A 21,031-nucleotide genomic window follows, 5' to 3' on the forward strand; every position below is an offset into this window, starting at 1 on the left:
GCTGAATGCAGGGAGGGAAGCAAGGATGAAGGACGCGTTTCGAAGACGCAAAAGAAGGGGCGGAAGCGGACTCGGGACGTTCAGGTCCCAGCTTACGCTGCAGCTGATGGTGCTGCCCTGCATGGCGTTTTTGCTGATTTTCGCTTATGTGCCGATCGCGGGGAACGTCATCGCTTTTCAGGATTTTAACTTGTCGGGCGGATTTTTCGGCAGCCGGTTTATCGGGCTGGCTCATTTTCGCGAGATGTTCTCCGACCCGAGCTTTTACATGGCGATGAGAAATACCGTCATTCTAAGCTTGCTCAATATGCTTATCGTTTTTCCGGCGCCGCTGCTTTTCGCGCTGATCGTGAACGAGATTCCTATTTTGCGGTTCAAAAAAATCGTTCAGACGAGCAGTTATTTGCCCAACTTCATCTCGTTCGCGATGGTCGCTTCGATGTGGATTTTTCTGCTGGACCCGAAGGGCATGGTCAATCAATCGCTGATGCTGCTCCATCTGACGAAGCATCCGATCGAATTTTGGACGGAGCCCGGGCTGTTCCGCCCGCTGTCCGTCGTGATCGGCATCTGGAAAGGCGTCGGCTGGGGCGCGATCATTTATCTCGCCGCGATCTCGGGCATCAATCCCGATCTGTACGAGGCGGCCAAGATGGACGGAGCCGGACGGATCAAGCGCATTTTTTACATCACGCTGCCCAATCTGATTCCTTTGTTCTCGATTCTGTTCATTTTGAACGTCGGAACGCTGTTCAGCGGCAATCTCGACCAATCGGTACTGCTGGGCAACTCCTTCAACAAAGAAACCTCTTACGTGATCGAGTACTATTCGCTGCAGATGGGATTGGAGCTTACCCGCTATTCTTACGCAACGGCCGTCAGCTTTTTCCAATCCGTCATGGCGATCGTACTGGTGCTTATCGCGAATTGGTTCTCGGGAAAAGTATCCGGCAACCGCTTGTTCTAATATCGCTGCGAACGGAGATGAAAGCACATGCATGCCCGCATCAGGCTTACGGCGGAGGACAAGGCCGTCAACGTATTCGTGATCGTCGTCACCGTCCTTGCGCTGCTGGCGACCTTTTATCCGATCTATTACTTGCTCGTTTATTCGCTCAACGATCCGATCGACGCCGCGAGCGGCGGCCTCTATTGGTTCCCCCGCAAATTCACGCTCGAAAATTACGAATACGTGTTCAAAAACGACCATTTGCTGGGCTCGTTTCTGATCACGGCGGCCCGTACCGCGCTCGGGACGCTGACCGGCGTGCTGTTTACGGCTTTGGGCGCCTACGCCCTGTCCAAGGATCGGCTTGCGCTGCGCAAGGTTTATTCGATCGTGGGCCTGGTTACGATGTATTTCAGCGGCGGCCTGATTCCCAGCTACCTGCTGTACCAGCGGCTGCACTTGCTCGACACGTTTTGGGTATATATCGTCCCGGCGCTGTTCAGCATTTACAACGCCCTGCTGTTCATGGCTTTTTTCCGTCAGCTGCCGAGCGAGCTCGAAGAGTCGGCCAAAGTGGACGGGGCGGGGGATTTCTACATTTTCGCAAGGCTGGTGCTTCCTTTATCCAAGCCCGTGCTGGCAACCGTTTCTTTGTTCGTAGCCGTCAACCATTGGAACGACTGGTTCTCCTCGGCCTATTTCGTATCGAATCAAAATCTGTGGACGCTGCCGACGATCATCGTACGCATGCTGTCGGACAATTCGATCATGGACAATATGAAAAACATGTCTCCGGGCATGCGCATGGATCCGCTGTCCACGCTGCTGGCGATCAAGTACGCGACGCTGATCGTCACGATCCTGCCGATCGCGGCCGTGTATCCGTTCATCCAGAAGTATTTCGTCCAAGGCATGATGGTCGGGGCGATCAAGGCTTAATTTCCGCTGCGGTATCTGAGGCCTTCGGGCCTTTCGATATAAAAGGTAGAACAGATCTGGGGAGGAAACGAAAATGGGGAAAAAAGCGAAGGGTTTGTCTGCGCTGCTCGCCGTCTGCATGGGAGCCGCGCTGCTGGCGGGCTGCGCCGGCAATAACGACGGGGGCGCCGCCAGCGCGACCGGCACGAACGGCGCCGCGGGAACGAACGAATCGGCCGCATCCGGCACGGCTGCCGCAAGCGGCGATTCGTCGCCGATCACGCTCAGCCTGTATTCGGACAGAGGCTGGTACAGCGACTGGACCGGGCCCGGCGCGCAGCGGATCGAACAGAAGACCGGCGTTCATTTCAACGTCAAAAAACCGGTCCAGGACGATGGGGACGGCAAAGACATCGCGCTAATGATCGCCAGCAATAACATGCCGGACGTGATGGTGGTCGATTCGGGCAACAAAATGCTGCAGCAATTGATCGAAGGCAATTATTTGTATTCAATGGATGAATTGATCGAAAAATACGCGCCCGGTCTCGGCACGATCCTGAATGAGCAGTACGGGCCGGAGCTGCTGACCAATTTCAAGGAAAAGGACGGCAAAACGTACAAGCTCGTGTCCGGCTATCAGACGGAAAAATACTTGGAGGAAGCGAAGAAAAACGCGGGACTCGCGCCGGTGTGGCTGCCGCAGCTCGTCGTCCGCAAAGATTACTACGACGAGATCGGACGGCCGGACACGTCTACGCCTGAGAAATTCATGAAAGCGCTCGAGCAGATGGCCGCCAAGCATCCCGACAAAATCCCTTATATCGGCGACAAAAGCCAGCATACCGGCGATCTCAGCTGGTTTAATCCGCAATTCGGCGTCGCCCCCTATTACGTGGACGGGGACAGCGTTAAAAATACGATTCACGATCCAAAGTGGAAAGAGGCGCTCAAGTTCGGCTTTGAGCTCGCTAGCAAAGGCTTGCTGACGAAGGAATCGTTCGTCAACACCAACGACGTGACCGCGCAAAAGGTCGCGGCCGGCGACGCGATCGTATGGGCTTACAATTCGACGGCCGAAAACGCCGCGCCGCCCAAAGACAATCCGGACACGCAATTCGAGGTATTGCCTCCGTTCGAGAGCTACATGTATCCGACGATCCCGACGGGATGGCTCGCGCTCGTCGTTCCGAAGAGCAACAAAAATCCGGCGCGCACGATGAAGATGCTCGAGTACGCGGCGTCCAAGGAAGGCCAGGAGGACTTTTTCTTCGGCATCCAGGGACAAGGCGCGGACGACTTCAAGAGCCTGTCCGACGGTCCCCACTTCTATTTCGACTCGGCGGTGCCGAACGATTATTTCCAGGAAGGCAAGCCGACCTACACGAAAAGCTTCTCGGACGCGCTGAACAAGGATTGGGGCGGAACGTGGAGCCAAGTCGGATTCGGCGAGCCGATCGTGCTGATCGCCAATTGGGCCGTCACCAATACCGTGCAGTGGAATCCGACCGACGAGAAGAAGGTCGCTTACGATAAGCTCATGTCTTCCAAGATGAAGTTTTTCCCGGAATTCAACTTCAAGATCGACAGCGCCGGCGAGTTCGGGGTCATCGACGCGAAGATCAAATCGCTGAAGGCCGACTATGTGACGAAGCTCGTATTCGCGCATTCGGAAGCCGAGTTCGAGTCGACGTTCGCCAGCTTCGAGAAGGTCGCCGACCAACTTGGCATCGCCAAGCTCGAGGCGGAGTACACAAGGCAATACGCGGAGTTGAAGCAGAAGCTGGGCAATCCGTAACAAAAGCGGGAGTGGAGAGGTCTTATGCTTGAAATTGAGAACGATCGGCTGGCCGTTCGCTTGTACGAATGGCCGGCAGTCGAGCGGTATACGCACAAAGCGACCGGAACGAAGCTTGGCGGCAGCGGGCCCGAGGGACGATTGGCCGTCAACGGCGAGGAGGTCGGCTGGGACGAGTGGGCGATCGTGCGCTCGCCGTCGGCCGACCGGACGGCGCTCGGCTACACTCTGACGATGAAGCGGACCGGCCTGCGGATCGCGATGGACTATCGGCTGGAGGAGGCTGCGCTGAAACTGACCGTCACGGTGACGGACGACCCCGGCGAGCGGCTGGTACGTTTGGATTGGATGGGCCAGCCGCTGCTATCCTGCGACGGATCGGCATTCTCCTTCGAGCGGACGGAGATCCGGCAGAAGAGCTGGAAGCTGATCCCCGGCGGAGGAAGAGGACTGTATGACCGGAGCCGGGAATTCGACAAGATCGGCGATGCGATCCCGGACGCCGCCGACGTGCCGACCATGCACGCCTGCCTGTTCGATGGCCGACTATGCTGCTTCGTGCAGACGAATTATCCCGTCATTCCGCTGCTCAGCCGCTTGTCGCCGCACAAGCGCGACCCGGGCCGCTCGGGCGGCTTCGCGATCGGGCCGAATACGTACCAGTACCGTGTCCGCAAGCAAACGATGGAGCCGCTGGAGCTGAAGGTCGTATTTCTGGAGGATATGAACGGGGACGGCATCGCCGACGAATGCGACTACCAGCTGTGGATGAACAGGCAGCTGCCCGACGCCGATCCGATGTATACGAAGGGAATCTGGTACAAGGTGTTCAACGCGGAGAAGGAACGCGGCGTGCTGACGTCCTTCAAGGAGACGCTGGAGATCATACGAATGATCTATCAGGTGACGGATGGCATGCCGCAGATCGCTTATCTGACCGGCTGGCAGTTCGACGGTCACGATACGGGGTATCCGTCCATGAACCGCGTCAATCCGAAGCTGGCCGAAAATCCGGAGCGCGCTTCGGAGGAGCTTGAGGCGCTCGTTCGCGTCGCGCGCGAGCGGTACAATTGCATCGTGAGCTACCATATCAATCTGGACGACGCATACGTGGATGCGCCCGACTTTAATCCGGACCTGCTCAGCCGCGACCCGGACGGTGCGGCGCGAATCTGGCTCGACACGGCGAAGCAGCGCGCTTATCACATGAGTCATACGAAGGACGTAGAGAGCGGCGACGTCTTCCGGAGAATCGACGACTTTTTGCGGACGGTTCCCGTATCGCATACCGTGCAGGTGGACGCGTTCCGAAATACGAACGCCAGCTGGGAGCCGGACGGATATATCGGTCCGCTGGAAGAACTCGTCTGCGGCATGAAGCCGATATTGGCCTATTTCCGGGAGCGCGGCATCGACGTGTCGACGGAAGGACAGAACGGCATGCCGGTAGAGGACGGCGGATTGTTCGGCGCCTACTGGCACTATTCGCCTTCCCTTCAGTACCACGGCAAGATCGTGGGCGGCGGCAGCGTCGACATGAATGCGGTCGCCTGGGGCAAAGGCGCATCCTTCGACTCCGACGTGCTGTACCGGGGAGCGCCGACGCGGCTGCTCGGCGAGCAGTTTCATGCCAACGATTTCGTAGCGGGCTGGGAACGCATCCTCGACATTATTTTTCTGGGTTCGCTGCTCTATCAATTTTACCTGGCCCGCGAGATGGTCGAATGGCGGGAAGACGAGAAGAAGGTATACATCCGGTACGCGGACGGCGTGACGGTGAATATCCGCAAGGCGGAGCAGCAGCTGGCGGTTCGCTGGGACCGGCTCGCGATCGCCGACAACGACGATCGGTTCATTCCGCTTGGAGAACGAATCTACCTGTACAGCAAGCACGGCGCCGACCGGTCCTGGCCGCTGCCGCCGGATTGGCAGGAGACGGGCATCGCGGCTGTCCGGCTGGAGTCGGACGGCGGGAGACCGCCGGTGGCGTTCGAACAGGCGGACGGGGAGATCCGGCTGCGGCTCGATCCAAGATCGCCCGTCATGCTGACCCGTTCGGGAGCCTGATTGCATTCATTTATTTAATCCATGCCTTAGATAAGGAAATGCCTGCCGGGAAGCCGGACAGGCATTTCCTTGCGCTTCTGAAGGAAACGGCGGCGCAGCTTAACTTTGACTGCCAGAAAGGGGAAAGAGATGAAGAAGCAGAAAGCAGGACACGAAGCTTTGGCATCAAATTCATTGGATCGAGCCGTTTTTCGGCTTGAAGACTACGGCGCGAAGCCGGATTCCGGCCTGGATGCCACGGTCGCAATGCGCCGCGCGATCGCCGCGGTTTCGTCCGCAGGAAGACCGGCACTGCTAGCCTGCGGACCGGGGCGATACGATTTTTATCCCGCAGAGGCCGCGAAGGTGCCTTATTTTATAACGAATACGGCCAGCGAAGCGGAAAATCCAGATATCACGAAGACGATCGGCATTTATCTGAAAAACGTACGAGATCTGACGATCGACGGGGGCGGCGCGCTCTTCGTCTTCCACGGCAAGCAAACGATGCTTGCCCTGGATCGCTGCGATCGTATCGCGATTCGTCGGCTCCGCTTTGACTATGCGGCGCCGACGGTGACGGAGGCGAAAGTGACCGGCGTCGGCGCATACTGGCTGACGCTTGAGGCGCATTCCGACAGCCGATATGAGATCGACGACGGCCAATTGTATTGGACCGGAGAAGGCTGGCGATTCCGCGACGGTCCGATGCAGGCATTCGATCCCGCGAGCGATTCGACCTGGCGGATCGATAATTTGATTCAAGCGGCTTCCTCGGCGGAGGCGGAGGGGCCGGGGCGGATTCGGCTGCAGTTCGACGCATCCGGCGCGCGGACGCTGTCCGGCATCGAACCGGGGTTCGTCCTGCAATGCCGCGACGGCATCCGCGACCAGGTCGGCGTGTTCCTGCTGAACAGCCGGGACGTGACGATGGAGGAGGTCGGCCTGCACTTCATGCATGGGTTGGGCGTAGTCGGACAGTACAGCGAGCGCCTTGCTTTTTCGCGGCTCACGCTCGCTCCCCGTCCGGAGACGGGCCGCACCGTTGCCGCATTCGCGGACTTCATTCATTTGATGGGCTGCAGGGACAAAATCTCAATCGCGGACAGCTTTTTCTCCGGCGCCCACGACGACGCCGTCAATGTGCACGGTACTTATTTGCGTATCGAGGGGAGGCCCGCGCCAAACCGGCTCCTTGTGCGGTTCATGCATCCGCAGAGCTACGGCTTCGAAGCTTTTCGCGCGGGCGACGAGATCGAATTCGCCGGCGCCCGCACGCTGACGGCGAGCGGCATGGGAACGGTCACGGCTGTACAGCGGCTCAGCGACCGGTTGCTCGAATTGTCGCTGGCGGAGCCGGCGCCGGAGGCAGTCGGCGTGGGGGACGTCGTGGAGAACGTGACCTGGACGCCGGAGGTGCATATCGCCGGCAACCGGTTCGCGCGCATTCCGACGCGCGGCATCCTCCTGACGACGCGCCGCCCGGCAATCATTGAAAACAATTCGTTCGAACGGACGCGGATGAGCGCCGTTTGGATCGAGGGCGACGCGTCCTCCTGGTTCGAATCCGGTCCGGTGCGCGATCTGACGATCCGCGGGAACCGGTTCGCCGACTGCGGCGACGCCGACTGTCCGGTAATCGCGATCGTGCCGGCCGTTTCCGAGCCGGATGCGGAGCGGCCGGTCCACAGCCATATCCGTATCGAGGACAATCGCTTCGAGACGCGGGACGCCATCGTGCTGGAGGCGCGCGGAACGCGGGGCCTTGCATTCGTCGGCAACGAGATTCGCGCGTCGCAGGCGGCAGGCTTCGGTAAGCCCGACGACGCGATCCGGCTGACGGCATGCGCCGATACGGACATGCGGGGCAACCGGTTGTTTTTTAGCGGATAACGGGTCTTAAACCAGGCGCGGCATGTATCGTGTATGATAAGATGGAGCAAACATTGAAGAGGGTGAGCCCATGCCGGACAATCCGCCGTCCTTGAACCGATACGTCCTCGCCGACGAGCTGTATGCATTGCTGAAAAAGCGCATATTGTCCCATGAAATGTCCGCAGGAGACAAAATCAATATCGACAAGCTCGCGAGAGACCTGGGCGTCAGCAACATTCCGATCCGCGAGGCGCTCTCGCGGCTTTCATCCGAGGGACTCGTATCCGTCGTCCCTTTTAAAGGCATGTTCGTGGCGGCGATGAACGCCAAGGACATCGACGAGATCTTCGAGATCAGACTTTCTCTGGAGTCGCTCGCCCTGCGCAAAGCGGCAGCCCGCATCCCGAAGGATCGGCTTCGCCTGATTTTGGCCGAGACGAAGGCCCCGCAAGAGGATGCGGACGCGAATCAGGAGTCTGCGAGCCGGATGTTCAAAATGAACGAAGGGCTGCATGGCACGATATTGGCTTATGCCGACAACGAAAATTTGCAGCGCATGGTCGTGTCGTTGATCGAGCGTATATACCGCTATTTGAACTTGCTGAACTTTACGATCGCGCTCGCCGACGAAAGGGAGGAGCACGTTCGGATTTTGAACGCGCTGCTTGCGGACGACATGGACGAAGCAGGCGCCGCCTTGGAGCGGCATTTGCAGCGCGCGCGGCAGCGTCTGCGAGACAGTTTTAATTAAGCAAAAACGGGGAACGATTCCCCTTTACGGAATGAATCATGTATGATACTTTTAAAATCATACACGATTTATGATTTTGCTAAACCGGCAGCAGCCGGAGAAAGGCAGGGCAGACCCATGCTGCTAAACGAGAAAGTATGCCTTATTACGGGGGGCGCTTCGGGGATCGGCGAGGTGGCCGCCCGGCGATTCGCTGCCGAAGGCGCGATCGTCGCGGTGGTCGATATCGACGCCGACAACGGGCGCCGCGTCGCGGACGCGATCGCGGCCGAAGGGGGGCGAGCCTTCGCCGTACGCGCGGACGTCTCTTCGGAAGCGGATGTCGCGCGTGCCGTGGCGGAGATCTTGCAGGCCTACGGCAGGATCGACGTGCTGCTCAACAACGCGGCGACGATCTTGCCCAAGCCGCTTGAAGAGGTGAGCGAGGAGGAGTGGACGCGCGTCATCTCCATTAACCTGAAAAGCGTGTACCTGACGATCAAGCATGCGATTCCCGCGCTGCGCCGTTCGAAGGGCAACATCGTGAACATGGCCTCGCTTAACGGTCTCGTGGGCCAGAAGCAAAACGCCGTCTACGCGTCTACGAAGGGAGCGGTCATCGCGATGACGAAGGCGCTGGCGCTCGATTATGCGCCCGACGGCGTCCGCGTGAATTGTCTGTGTCCCGCCGGCGTCATGACGCCGCTGCTGGAGCAGTGGCGGCTTCGGCAGCCGGATCCCGACGCGACGACCCGTCTGCTGAACGACATGCACCCGCTCGGGCGACCGGCCTCGTCCGAGGAGATCGCGGACGCCGCCCTCTTTCTCGCCTCGGAAGGCGCCCGGTTCATTACCGGCGTCGCGCTGCCCGTGGACGGCGGCGCCTCGCTCGGTTATTGATGCACTTATAAACTTTAGGAGGATACCCATGAAAATCACGAAAGCCGAAAGCTTTATTTTGCACGTGCCGATCACCCCGCCCATCACCGACGCCATCAACGTCGCCACGCACTGGGGCGTCACCGGCGTCCGCATCGAGACGGACGAAGGCATCGTCGGGTACGGCTATACCGGGACGACCGCCAAGGGAGACGAGATGATCGCGGATACGATAGACCGCTATTACGCGCCCGCGCTCATCGGCAGGGACCCTTTTATGGTCAGGCGCATTTGGGACGATCTCCGTTTCGGGCCGATGCACTGGGTCGGACGCGCGGGCATTACGCATATGGCACTCGCGGCCGTGGACGTCGCGCTCTGGGACATCATGTCCAAGGCGGCCGGCAAGCCGCTCTGGCAGTACCTCGGCGGGCACAAGCCGGACAAGATCAAAGCCTACAACACGAACGGCGGCTGGCTCAACTGGAGCAAGGAGCGGCTGATCGCGGACATGACGGCGATGCTGGAGCAGGGCTTCACGGCGGTGAAAATGAAGGTGGGCAAGCCGGACCCGCGAGAAGATTTCGACCGGGTGCAAGCCGTCCGCAAAGCGATCGGAGACGAGGCGGGGCTCATGATCGACGTCAATCAGCAGTGGAACATCACGACGGCGATGACGTGGGGAAAAAAGCTGGAGCAGTTCGACCTGATTTGGCTCGAGGAGCCGCTTAATCCAGACGATATCCCGGGTCACCGCAAGCTGGCCGACGAACTGAACGTGCCGATCGCGCTCGGCGAGCATGTGTACAACAAATACGCGTTCCGCGATTATATCGCGCAGGGCGCCGTCGAATACGTCCAGGTGGACGTGACGCGGGTGGCCGGCGTGACCGAGTGGCTGCAGGTGGCCGGCCTGGCCGCCGCATACGACCTGCCGGTTTGCCCCCATGTCGGGGATATGGGACAGATTCACCAGCATCTCGTGGCGGCGACGCCTAACGCCGTCATGCTCGAATACATTCCGTGGATCCGGCATATTTTCGAGGAGCCGATCGAGGTAGCGAACGGCTTTTACAAGCTGCCCGAGCTGCCCGGCGCGTCCACGACGATTTTACCGCGTTACTTTGAGGAATATCGCGTTAAATAAGCGGCGCGGAGCGGAAGCTTGCGCATTGCCGCATAAGGAGGAGCGACTTGGGCATGAGAGCCTTGCACCCGGAAGCGCAGTGGTTCGACGAAGCGAGATTCGGCCTGTTTATCCACTGGGGGCCGTATTCCCTGAAGGAGATCGAAGCGTCGTGGCCGCTCCTCGACAAGAGCGACCAGGCGATCGGCGTCGAAGCCTACGAAGCGCTGGCCGACGAATTCAATCCCGAGCGGTACGATCCCAAGGCTTGGGCGCGCGCGGCGAAGGAAGCCGGGGCCAAGTATGTCGTGCTGACCGCTAAGCACCATGACGGATTTTGCTTGTTCGACACGAAGACGACGGATTACAACGCCGTCCGGCGAGGGCCGAAGCGCGATCTGATCGCGCCGTATGTCGAAGCAATGAGGGAAGCGGGGCTTAAAGTCGGTCTCTACTTCACGACGATCGACTGGCACGATCCCGACTTCGCGACGATCCCGATCGCGCCGTGGCTGGCGTCTCCCAAGCCAAACGTCTACGATCCGCTTCGATGGTGGTCGTTTCATCAGCGCTTCGTCGAGCAATTGCGGGAGCTGCTGACCAACTACGGCCGGATCGACCTGATTTGGTTCGACGTGCCGGGGTTCGGCGCGGACCGATGGCGCAGCCACGAGGTGAAGCGGATGATGCTGAACCTGCAGCCGCATCTCGTCATCAACGACCGGCTGCCGGACGCAGGCGATTACGAGACGCCCGAGCAGTTCGTGCCGCTTCATCCGCCGGAGGAATGGTGGGAGACGTGCATGACGATGAACCATCAATGGGCGTACCACTCCGATCCCGATACGTACAAGCCGCCATTGGCGCTGCTCGACACGCTGCTCGAGGTCGCGACCAAAGGCGGCAATCTGCTCCTGAACGTCGGCCCGCGTCCGGACGGTACATGGCCGGGGCCGGCGCTCGCGCGGCTGGAAGCGATCGGCGCCTGGCTGCGGCATTCCGGCGAGAGCATTTACGGCACGCAAAGAACGCCGGCGCATTTTCCTCCGGCGTTCTACGGTCCGACGACCGTCAAGGAGAACACGGTATACCTGCACGTCAGGGATATCCCGAGGTTCCCGCTCGAGCTGCGCGAGATGGGCGGCGGGGTCCGGGACGTCAAGCTGGTTAAGACGGGCGAAGCGCTCCATTACCGGACGGAAGTCATCAGCGGATTCTCGAGCGGCGTCGACGGGCATCACAGCGTCCAGCGGCTTTCGATCGACTTGCCGCAGGCGTTGCTGGACGAGTGGAACACGGTCGTGGCGGTCGAATTCGAAAGCCGTCCCGTCTGGCCTGCCAAGCGCGGCTGATAGGGCGCCGCGGCGCTTAAGCGATCGCGGATCGTTCCGTGCCGTCCTCCGCAGACGCAACCGACGTCCAGACGAGACTGATCGTCGTGCCCTCGCCCGGCGCGGACCGCACCTCGATCCTGCCGCCCATCGCCTGGACGAGCTCCTTGGCGATCGCCATGCCGAGTCCGCTGCCTTCGGGCGCCCGATCGGTGTCCGTGCCGCGGTAGTACCGCTCGAACAGCTGGCTTGCCGTCTCCGCGTCCATGCCGATCCCGTCGTCGCGGAAGTCGACCTGCCAGCCGCCCCCCGGCCTCTCGAGCAGCTCCACGGTCAGCCGGGTTTCCGGCGGATTGTGGATGAGCGCGTTGGCGACGAGATTTTCGACGACCCGGCCGAACCAGGGCGCGTGGACGCGCCCGACGATCTGCTGCTCTGGCATCACGCACCGCACGCGAGCGCCGCCGTACCCGGGATGGGCGGCGGCGCATTGCACGCTTTGCGCCAGCAGCGCGCCGATGTCTGCCGGCTCGAGCGAGGCCGCTCCCGCGTCGTGCCTCAGCCGGTAAGTCAGCGCCAAATCGTTGATCAGGCGATCCATATAGGCCGATTTTTCAGCGATCGTGAGGGCGAATTGCCGCATCTCCTCCTCGGTCCAACGGTAAGTATCCGAGGCTAGCAGATGCGCATAGCCCTTAATGGACGAGAGCGGCGTTTTCAAATCGTGCGACAGGCCCGCGATCCATTCTTCCCGATGCCGCTCCGCGGCCTGTCGCTCGCGCGCTCTTGCGCGAAGCGCTTCGTCCGCCGAATCGATCGTCCCCATCATTTCCGCGAACATCCGGTCTCCGCGCTTTTTCCCTTTTTTGCCGGAAGCGGGCTTCGGTCCTTGCGCCGACTCGCAGGCATCCTCCCGGCTGCCCATCCGCCTGATCCGTTCGACCATATGCAGCAGCGGTCCTCCGTACCGATAGCCGTACCAGAGCGCGAGCAGCGCTACGACCAGCATGGCCGACAGCAAAAACAGCGCGATGCCCTGGAACAGCACGACCGTCTCCGGCGTGAACGAACGGGCGGGCACCGCCTCGCCGTCCGCGCCGCGCACGGGAACGTGCACGATCCAGGTCAGTCCCGTCCGCGCGTCGTAGCGGGAATCCAGCGAGGCGTTGTACATATCCCCGTTATGCATGCGCATCGCCAGCTCCGTCAGCGTATAGGAATTCGGCGCCGTCTCCGGCCTGCGCCACGACGCGTACTCGGAGCCGGCTCGGTCCAGTACCTGCACCCAAGCGCCCGCTTGATCCAGCAAGGCGACCGTAGCCGCAGGGAACGACAGCTGCGCCCTGCTCAGGGAACCGTCGTCCATGGCCCTGCGGAGCAGATCGTCGGTCGGGGCGCGCAGTCCGTACAGCATCGTGTACAGGCGGCCGTCGCGGGGCTGGATCCAGATGAACAGACGATAGGGAAAAGAGGCTTTGCCGGACCAATAATCCATCAGTTGCCCGGGGGCATAACGGGACAGCAGGTCGGCGGGCGCGTTGAACGCCTGGCGTACGCGTCCGTCCTCGGCCAGGCTCTGCAGCCAGCCGCCGTCCTGGCGCAGCATCCCGAGCAGCTTCGGGTCGAACCGGAGGAGGCCGTCCGGGCTTGCGTCCGCCTCCTGAATCATCCGGGACAGCCCGCCGGGCGCGAACTCGCGCTCGATCCCGATATCCGAGAAACGCTGCCGCATCCAGAGCACGATCGCGGCCGCCAGGACGAGCAATACGATGCCGGCTGCCGCGAGCTGGTAGACGTAGCGGACGATCAGTCGCTTGCGTATCGTCATGCGCCGCTCTCCCGGGCAGGCGCGCACAGCTTGTACCCCATGCCCCGGACATTCACGAGCAGCGCGGGCTTGGACGGATCGAGCTCGATCCGCTCCCGGATCCGATGGATGTGCACCATAACCGTATTGTCGTCGCTGTAGCTGTGCGCGCCCCAGACGCGTTCGTACAGCTCGCTTTTGCCGAATATCCGGTTCGGATGCTTGCAAAAAAACAGCAGAAGCTGGAAGACGAGCGCGGGACAATTGGTCTCCGTGCCGTCGACGGTCAGCGTGCCGGCGGCTTCGTCGATGCGGAAGCGGCCGTAATCGTAGGCGGTGCCGACCGGTTCCGCCGCAGGCGCGGATTTCGCAGAATTCAAGTGCCTGCGCAGCTGCGCGCGCATGCGGGCGACCACCTCGATCGGATTAAAAGGCTTGACGATATAATCGTCGCCGCCGACCGCGAAGCCGGTCAGCTTGTCGACGTCGGACGTCCGCGCGGTCAGGAAAAGAATCGGCGCATTCGTCGTCCGGCGGATGTCCGGCGCGATCTCGAGCCCGCTGCGGTCCGGGAGCATGACGTCGAGCAGCACGATATCGTACGTCTTGGCGGCGCATGCCGCGACGGCCGACCTGCCGTCCGCGGCCGTGTCGATTTTCGAGAAGCCTTCCTTGCGCAATACCGCCGTCATCATCTGAAGGATGGCCAGCTCGTCGTCGACGAGCAGAATCTCTGCTTGTTCCATCCTGTCCACCCCCTATCGAAACTGATGCCAGTATAGCACGGCGACCCGCGAACGGGCTGTCGCGGCGTCTTAACGGAACCTTAATTTTAGGATTCGCGCCCTGAATTAAGATGCCGTTAAGCTTGCGTTACGTTAAAAGTAAGACCGGCGCCGTACGATGGGGAAGACACGAACGGAGGGAGTGGAGCAAGCGATGAAACGATACGGCGCTTTGAATACGGGGGGAAGAGGCCTTGGCACCTTCGGCCTTGTCGCGATGACGATCCTGCTCGCGTCAGGCTGCGGCGGCGGTCAAACGGAGAAGCGCACGGCGGGCACGGCAGCGGCGTCTGAAGAAGGCGCTGCGCGCTTCGGCGGCCCGGAGCTCGCGGACCGGCTGCTCGCCGGCGAATACGAGCGTTTGTATGCGCAAATGGACGAGGGCATGCGCGGCGCGGTGACGCTGGACGCGTTCCGCGAGACGGGGGAGCGGTTCACGGCGGACGTCGCCGCATTCCGTCCGTCGTCCGTCTTGACGCTGAACGGCAGAACCCAGTACGTATGGACGGACGATGCGGCCGCGAAGGGGCTGTCCGCCACGGTAGACGCCACGGGCACGATCGTCGGCCTGCGGCCGCTGACGCTCGCGAGGCATCCGAATACGGACCGGATGGCGGCCGGGACGGCGCTTCTGCCGCCGTTCCGAGGGCAATGGCTGGTCGTCTGGGGCGGGCTGAACGAGCTGGAAAACTATCATTACGCGTATGAAGCCGTTCGCTACGCGGTCGACTTCGTGAAGGAAAAGGACGGTTACTCCTTCGAAGGCGATCCGGCGTTGAACGAGAGCTATTACGCATACGGCCAGGACGTGTTGGCGCCCGCCTCGGGGGAGGTGATCGCGGCTGTGGACGGCATCGCGGACAATGCGCCCGTCGGCAAGGTCAACCCGCAGCAGCCGGCGGGCAACATGGTCGCCATCCGCCATGCGAACGGCGAGATCACGACGCTGGCGCACCTGAAGAAGGGCTCGGTCATGGTAAAAGCGGGTGATCGCGTGGCGGCGGGACAACTTATCGGCCAGTGCGGCAATTCGGGCGAATCGACGGAGCCGCATCTGCATATTCAGACGGGGGGCGGCGACGAACCCGCGTCGGCCGGTTCGATCCCGATGAACTGGACAGGCGGACTGGAACTGAAGCCGGGCATCGTCGTGAAGGGCGGCGAGGAGGAGGAGCGGACATGAGGAAAATCGCCAAGCGGACGATCGAAGTCGGCGGCAAAAAAACCGAGTACGCGCTGGAGGGCGAAGGGACGCCGGCCGTCGTGCTGATCAACGGCGGCGGCGGGCCGATCGAAGGCTGGCATAAGGTGTACCATTCGCTCGCGGAAAAGTCGAAGGTATTCGCGTACAATCGGCCGGGCATCGGAAAAAGCGCGAAGCCGGACGGCCCGCAGGACGGAGAGACGATCGTGGCGGCGCTTCGCGGCACGCTGTCGGCAGTCGGATTGAAGCCGCCGTACGTGCTCGTCGGTCATTCGCTCGGCGGACTGTACGCGAATTTGTTCGCCAGGCTGCATCCGGGGGAGACGGCCGGCGTCGTCCTGCTCGAAGCGTCCCATCCGGGCGATCTCGCCATCGGCGAGCTGCAAAGCGGGGCGGTGCGGGGGGCGAACAAACTGCTCGGGTGGATGGACGCGCTGACGGGCCGTCGCAAATGGCACGAGACGAACGCGGTGGCGGAGACCGCTGCGCAGATCGCGCGCGCGGGCGCTTTTCCCGACGTGCCGCTCGTCGTCGTCAGCGGAGGCAAGCGGCCGCCCATGATGCCGGAAGCCGTCTATGCCGTTCGCCGGGACAATCAAACGGAACTCGCCCGGCTCAGCGCCCGCGGCCGGCAGATCGTCGCCGCCGGTAGCGGACACTTCCCGCAGTTTTCCGAGCCGGCGCTTGTCGTCTCCGCGATCGAGGACTGCCTGGAGAAGGCGCGGTAGAACCCGTACCGGGCGGCGGCGAAGCGATTTTAAGCCTTTTTGACGACGCTGGGGAGATTGCGCACGAGCGACTCGTCCGGCGTGATGAACAGCGTCTTCTGCCCTTCGTAAATGACGAAGCCCGGCTTTGCGCCGCTCGGCTTGCGCACGAGGCGAATCTTCGTATAATCGACCGGCACGAGGCTCGACTCTTTGCCTTTGCTATAGTACGCAGCCAGCATGGCGGCTTCCTTCAGCGTCTGCTCGCCGTAATCGACTGCGCGGATGAGCACGTGCGAGCCGGGCATGTCCTTGGTGTGCAGCCAAGTATCGCTGGGCTGTCCAAGACGGTTGGTTACATAATCGTTTTGCGTATTGTTTTTGCCCACATAGATCGGCACGCCCTCGCTGGACGTATAGCAGAGGATGGCGGGCCGGTCGTTTTTCTTTTTGCCGCGGTCGCCTTTGCGGCCGCCGCGCGCGCGAATGTACCCCTGTTCCGTCAGCTCCGCGCGGATCTCTTCGATATCCGCCGGCGTGGCCGTGTCCAGCCCCTGCAGCACCGACTCGAGGTAGGCGATCTCGCGCTCGGTTTCTTCGATCTGCTCGGAGACGACCTCTCGGCTGTTTTTCATTTTCGTATATTTGCGGAAATAGCGCTGGGCGTTTTCGTTCGGCGTCAGCAGCGGGTCGAGCTGTACTCGGACCTTCGGCTGATCCTCCTCGTAATAATCGGTTACCTCGACCTGCTTATCCCCTTTGCTCATCGCGTACAGATGCGCGGTCAACAGCTCGCCGAGCCGGCGGTACTTGTCCGCGCCTTCGGCTTCTTCGAGCGTCTGGCGGAGCTTCTCCAGCTTTTTGGCGTTTTTGGCCGTCTCGTTCTGCAGCAGGCGGGTGAGATCGACGGTCCGCTGGCGGACGAGATCGCGCTCGGCCTTGTGGATGTAGTACGCCTCGAGGCATGCGTGCATGGAATCGTAGCCGCGCGGCTCTCCTTGCACGTGCGTCAGCGGCAGCGCGTGGAACTGGGTCCGGCCGGCCGGTTCTTCTACGATGGACGGCGCGTAGCGATGGGCCGCGGCATCCGCCATTAACGCAGTGAAGGCGGCAGGAACGTCCGCTTCGCGGTCGCCGGCGCGGTAGGCGATTTCTTTGGCGAGGAGCGGGCTGAGACCCGTGAAGGCTGCGACCAATGCGCCTGCGGGCGGAGAGCCGGCAGCTTCGGATAGCGCGCGCGCAACGTCGTCGGCGGTCGCTTCGAGCGGATCCTGTTTGTCCTGAGCCGGCGGCGCCACGTATTTGACGCCGGGCAGCACGACCCGGTAGCTGCTGATGGCCGGCGTCACGTGCCGGATGCTGTCGTGGACGATGCCGGTCGCCGGATCGAGCAGCACCAGGTTGCTGTGGCGGCCCATGATCTCGAGGACGAGCCGTTTGAGCGACAGGTCGCCGAGCTCGTCCCGGTGGCGGACGTCGATCTCGACGATCCGCTCGGCGCCCGGCTGGCGCACCGCTTCGATGACGCCGCCTTCGCAGTGCTTGCGCAGCAGCATGCAGAACATCGGCGGTTCCTGGGGGTTCGCCCAGGGCTGCTCCGTATAATGAAGCCTCGGCATCGAAGGATGCGCGGACAGCAGCAGCTTGCGGCCGAAGCCTTGGCCGCGGATATGCAGGACGACCTCGTTTTCGGTCGGTTGATAGATTTTAGCGATGCGGGCGCCGACGATCTCCCCCAGCTCGTGGACGAGCGCGCGCGCGACGATGCCGTCGAGTGACATAAAGGCATGACTCCTGACCGGTGCGTTTTTCGGAATTTCCGTTTCTTTATGATGCCACAGATGGTCTGAAAGGGAAAGGCGGCGGACAAGGGGATATTTCCGGGCTTGACCGAATAGACATAGGCTAGTAGGCTGTCCGGCTTCGTCCGGAGGGCGATATCCGGGAGGAGGAACCCGTCGTGGAAGGGAAGGCCTGGCATCAGCTAAGCGAAGACGAGCTAGCCGTATTGCTCCAGACGAACACGAAGGAAGGGCTGGCGCCGAGCGCCGCGCAGGAGAGGCTGGCGGGACACGGGAAAAACGAGCTGGCGGAGAAGCGCAGGGAGTCTCCGATCAAGCTGCTGCTCAATCAATTCAAGGATTTTATGGTGCTCGTGCTGGCCGGGGCGACGGTCGTATCGGGGCTGCTCGGCGAGATGCTGGACGCGCTCACGATTATTGCCATCATCGTCTTGAACGGCTTGCTGGGCTTCTACCAGGAATTCAGGGCGGAGCGCTCGCTCAGGGCGCTCAAGGAGCTGTCCGCGCCGAACGCGAAGGTCATTCGCGGCGGCAGCCTGCAGGTGGTCCCCGCCAGCGAGCTGGTGCCGGGCGATCTCGTCGTGCTCGAGAGCGGCGACCGCGTGCCCGCGGACTTGCGTCTCGTGCAGAGCAGCCAATGCATGATCGAGGAGGCCGCGCTTACCGGGGAGTCCGTCCCGGCGGCGAAGCAGTCCATGCCGCTCTATGCGGCGGAGCTGCCGCTCGGCGACCGCAAAAACTGCGCGTATCTCGGCACGATGGTGACGCGCGGCACCGCCCGGGGCGTCGTCGTGCGCACCGGCATGGGCACCGAGATGGGCAAGATCGCCGACCTCATCCAGCAGACGGACGAAGCCGAGACGCCGCTGCAGCACCGGCTGGAGCAGCTCGGCAAAATTCTGATCGTCGTCGCCCTGGCGCTCACCGTGCTCGTCGTCGTCGCCGGCGTGCTGCACGGGCAGCCGCTGTACGGCATGTTCCTGGCCGGCGTCAGCCTCGCCGTCGCCGCGATCCCCGAGGGTTTGCCCGCGATCGTCACGATCGCGCTCGCGCTCGGCGTGCAGCGCATGATCCGGCGCAAGGCGATCGTGCGCAAGCTGCCGTCTGTCGAGACGCTCGGCTGCGCGTCCGTTATCTGCTCCGACAAGACGGGGACGCTTACGCAGAACAAGATGACCGTCACGAAGGTTTGGACGGGCGGCAGGGACATCGACGTCACGGGCGAAGGCTACGGGCCGGCAGGCCAGCTTCTCGAACGCGGGAACGCGGTCGACGTGAAGGGAGACGCGTCGCTGCGGAGGCTCATCCAGGTCGCTGCGCTGTGCAACAATGCGGACTTGGCTAAGGCTGAACGAAGCGCGGACGCGCGCGGGCGGAAGGCGGAGCGGACGGAAGGCGAGGAGGCCGAAGCGGCCGATTGGCAAGTGAAAGGCGATCCGACGGAAGGCGCGCTGCTGGCGCTCGCGGCCAAGTCCGGGCTGCCCCGCGCCTCGCTCGAAGCGCTGTACCCGCGCGTAAAGGAGTTTCCGTTCGACGCCGACCGCAAGCGGATGTCGGTGCTCGTGTCGCATCAGGGCGGCCGCCTCGTCTGCACGAAGGGCGCGCCGGACCTGCTGATCGACCGCTGCGCCTACGTCCTGTGGGACGGGAAGGTCGTGCCGTTCACCGGGACGCTTCGTCAAAAGGTACTGCGCGCGAACGAAGCGATGGCGAACGACGCGCTGCGCGTGCTCGGTTTCGCGTACCGCGACGCCAAGGGCGGCGAAAACTGCGAGTCCGAGGACGAGGCGGAGGAGGGACTCGTCTTCGTCGGCCTCGGCGGCATGATGGACCCGCCGCGCCGCGAAGTGCACGACGCGATCGTCAAGTGCAAGGCGGCCGGCATCAAGACCGTGATGATCACCGGCGACCATCAGATGACCGCGGAAGCGATCGCGCGCACGCTCGGCATCCTGCCCCGCGACGGCAAATCCGTCAGCGGCGCGGAGCTGGCAGGCATGACCGACGATCAGCTCGACAAAATTTCGGACGACATCTACGTCTACGCCCGGGTATCGCCGGAGCACAAGCTGCGCATCGTGCAGTCGCTGCAGCGCCGCGGCCACGTCGTCGCCATGACCGGCGACGGGGTGAACGACGCGCCGGCCGTCAAGGCGGCGGACATCGGCATCGCGATGGGCATTACCGGCACCGACGTGACCAAGGAAGCCTCGGCGCTCGTCCTGGCCGACGACAATTTCTCGTCCATCGTCGCGGCGGTCGAAGAGGGCCGGGGCATCTACGAAAATATCCGCAAGTTCATCCGCTATTTGCTGGCTTCGAACGTGGGCGAAATTCTTGTCATGTTTTTCGCGATGATGGCGGCCTTGCCGCTGCCGCTGATCCCGATCCAGATTCTGTGGGTCAATCTGGTCACCGACGGGCTGCCCGCGATGGCGCTCGGCGTCGATCAGGCCGAGAGCGACCTGATGCGGCACAAGCCCCGGTCGGCCAAGGAAAACATTTTCGCGCGGCGTCTCGGGTGGAAAATCATCAGCCGCGGCGTCCTGATCGGCGCCTGCACGCTGGCGGCGTTCGTCATCGCCCTCGGCGGCCGGGACGCGGATGCCGCGGCGCTCGTCCACGCGCAGAGCGTCGCGTTCGCCACGCTCGTCATGGCGCAGCTGATCCACGTGTTCGACTGCCGGAGCTCGCGCTCCATTTTCCATCGCCGTTTTTTCGAAAACAAGTTTCTCGTGCTGGCGGTGCTATCCTCGCTGCTCCTTCTGCTCGCCGTCCTGTACTTCGAGCCGCTGCAGCCGATCTTCAAGACCGTGCCGCTTAACCTTCGCGACTGGGCGCTCGTCTTCGTGGCGGCCGGCATCCCGACCTTCGCGATGGGCATCGGCAGCGTATGGGGATCGTCTCGCCGCCGCCGTTCCGGCGGTCGCATCTCGTACGGCGGCCGCGGCGCGGGCCCTGTCAAGACGGTCGCCCGTTGATTCGCGTACCGGGCTGATCCGCTAGCTTAAACGTTCCGCTATCGTTGCCGTCCCGATCATTCATCCATTGGTCAGCCTGCCCCGACCGCGCCG

At 62.2% G+C, this 21,031-nt stretch carries 15 protein-coding genes; 12 read left to right on the forward strand and 3 right to left on the reverse strand.

Annotated features, from left to right (window positions below):
* Positions 1 to 25: 25 nt before the first annotated feature.
* The 9 genes from BM235_RS17030 (at position 26) to BM235_RS17070 (ending at position 11,673) form a co-directional block, all read left to right on the forward strand.
* The gene (locus BM235_RS17030; RefSeq protein ID WP_090115400.1) at positions 26 to 967 is read left to right on the forward strand and encodes an ABC transporter permease; all 942 of its coding nucleotides are present in this window, start codon (positions 26 to 28) and stop codon (positions 965 to 967) included.
* Positions 968 to 994: 27 nt separating this feature from the next.
* Complete coding sequence (locus BM235_RS17035) at positions 995 to 1,888, forward strand: carbohydrate ABC transporter permease (protein ID WP_090115401.1); 894 nt, start codon at positions 995 to 997, stop codon at positions 1,886 to 1,888.
* A 73-nt stretch (positions 1,889 to 1,961) separates the two neighbouring features.
* Positions 1,962 to 3,665: a type 2 periplasmic-binding domain-containing protein gene (locus tag BM235_RS17040; RefSeq protein WP_090115402.1), complete on the forward strand. Its 1,704-nt coding sequence runs from the start codon at positions 1,962 to 1,964 to the stop codon at positions 3,663 to 3,665.
* 24 nt (positions 3,666 to 3,689) lie between these two features.
* Complete coding sequence (locus BM235_RS17045; protein WP_090115403.1) at positions 3,690 to 5,732, forward strand: endo-alpha-N-acetylgalactosaminidase family protein; 2,043 nt, start codon at positions 3,690 to 3,692, stop codon at positions 5,730 to 5,732.
* 159 nt (positions 5,733 to 5,891) lie between these two features.
* Positions 5,892 to 7,604: a right-handed parallel beta-helix repeat-containing protein gene (locus tag BM235_RS17050; RefSeq protein ID WP_143106691.1), complete on the forward strand. Its 1,713-nt coding sequence runs from the start codon at positions 5,892 to 5,894 to the stop codon at positions 7,602 to 7,604.
* Positions 7,605 to 7,674: 70 nt separating this feature from the next.
* On the forward strand, positions 7,675 to 8,337 hold the full coding sequence (locus BM235_RS17055) for a GntR family transcriptional regulator (RefSeq protein WP_090115405.1): 663 nt from the start codon (positions 7,675 to 7,677) through the stop codon (positions 8,335 to 8,337).
* Between the two features lie 117 nt (positions 8,338 to 8,454).
* Positions 8,455 to 9,216, forward strand: a complete 762-nt coding sequence (locus tag BM235_RS17060; protein ID WP_090115406.1) for an SDR family NAD(P)-dependent oxidoreductase — start codon at positions 8,455 to 8,457, stop codon at positions 9,214 to 9,216.
* Between the two features lie 28 nt (positions 9,217 to 9,244).
* The gene (locus tag BM235_RS17065) at positions 9,245 to 10,342 is read left to right on the forward strand and encodes a mandelate racemase/muconate lactonizing enzyme family protein (protein ID WP_090115407.1); all 1,098 of its coding nucleotides are present in this window, start codon (positions 9,245 to 9,247) and stop codon (positions 10,340 to 10,342) included.
* 53 nt (positions 10,343 to 10,395) lie between these two features.
* Entirely contained in the window at positions 10,396 to 11,673 is a 1,278-nt protein-coding gene (locus BM235_RS17070; protein WP_090115408.1) for an alpha-L-fucosidase, read from the forward strand.
* A 16-nt stretch (positions 11,674 to 11,689) separates the two neighbouring features.
* Here BM235_RS17070 and BM235_RS17075 read toward each other — a convergent pair whose 3' ends face one another.
* Together BM235_RS17075 and BM235_RS17080 are read right to left on the reverse strand one after the other, a co-directional pair.
* Positions 11,690 to 13,480 (reverse strand): sensor histidine kinase, encoded by a 1,791-nt coding sequence (locus tag BM235_RS17075; protein ID WP_090115409.1) that lies wholly within the window; start codon positions 13,478 to 13,480, stop codon positions 11,690 to 11,692.
* Positions 13,477 to 14,205: a response regulator transcription factor gene (locus BM235_RS17080; protein WP_090115410.1), complete on the reverse strand. Its 729-nt coding sequence runs from the start codon at positions 14,203 to 14,205 to the stop codon at positions 13,477 to 13,479. The genes BM235_RS17075 and BM235_RS17080 overlap by 4 nt, the downstream gene beginning before the upstream one ends.
* 193 nt (positions 14,206 to 14,398) lie before the next feature.
* On the opposite strand from BM235_RS17080, the gene BM235_RS32850 reads away from it, so the two are divergent.
* Both BM235_RS32850 and BM235_RS17090 read left to right on the forward strand, forming a co-directional pair.
* Positions 14,399 to 15,427: a M23 family metallopeptidase gene (locus tag BM235_RS32850; protein WP_158543958.1), complete on the forward strand. Its 1,029-nt coding sequence runs from the start codon at positions 14,399 to 14,401 to the stop codon at positions 15,425 to 15,427.
* Entirely contained in the window at positions 15,424 to 16,176 is a 753-nt protein-coding gene (locus BM235_RS17090; protein WP_090115412.1) for an alpha/beta fold hydrolase, read from the forward strand. Before BM235_RS32850 ends, BM235_RS17090 begins: the two co-directional genes overlap by 4 nt.
* Before the next feature lie 29 nt (positions 16,177 to 16,205).
* On the opposite strand, the gene BM235_RS17095 is transcribed toward BM235_RS17090, so the two are convergent.
* Positions 16,206 to 17,936, reverse strand: coding sequence for an Rqc2 family fibronectin-binding protein (locus BM235_RS17095; protein WP_090115413.1), 1,731 nt, complete (start codon positions 17,934 to 17,936; stop codon positions 16,206 to 16,208).
* A gap of 179 nt (positions 17,937 to 18,115) precedes the next feature.
* Here BM235_RS17095 and BM235_RS17100 point away from each other — a divergent pair, with 179 nt between their 5' ends.
* Positions 18,116 to 20,938, forward strand: coding sequence for a calcium-translocating P-type ATPase, SERCA-type (locus BM235_RS17100; protein WP_090115414.1), 2,823 nt, complete (start codon positions 18,116 to 18,118; stop codon positions 20,936 to 20,938).
* The last annotated feature ends 93 nt before the right edge of the window (positions 20,939 to 21,031 follow it).

Source organism: Cohnella sp. OV330 (genome assembly GCF_900112065.1).
Classification (GTDB): domain Bacteria; phylum Bacillota; class Bacilli; order Paenibacillales; family Paenibacillaceae; genus Cohnella.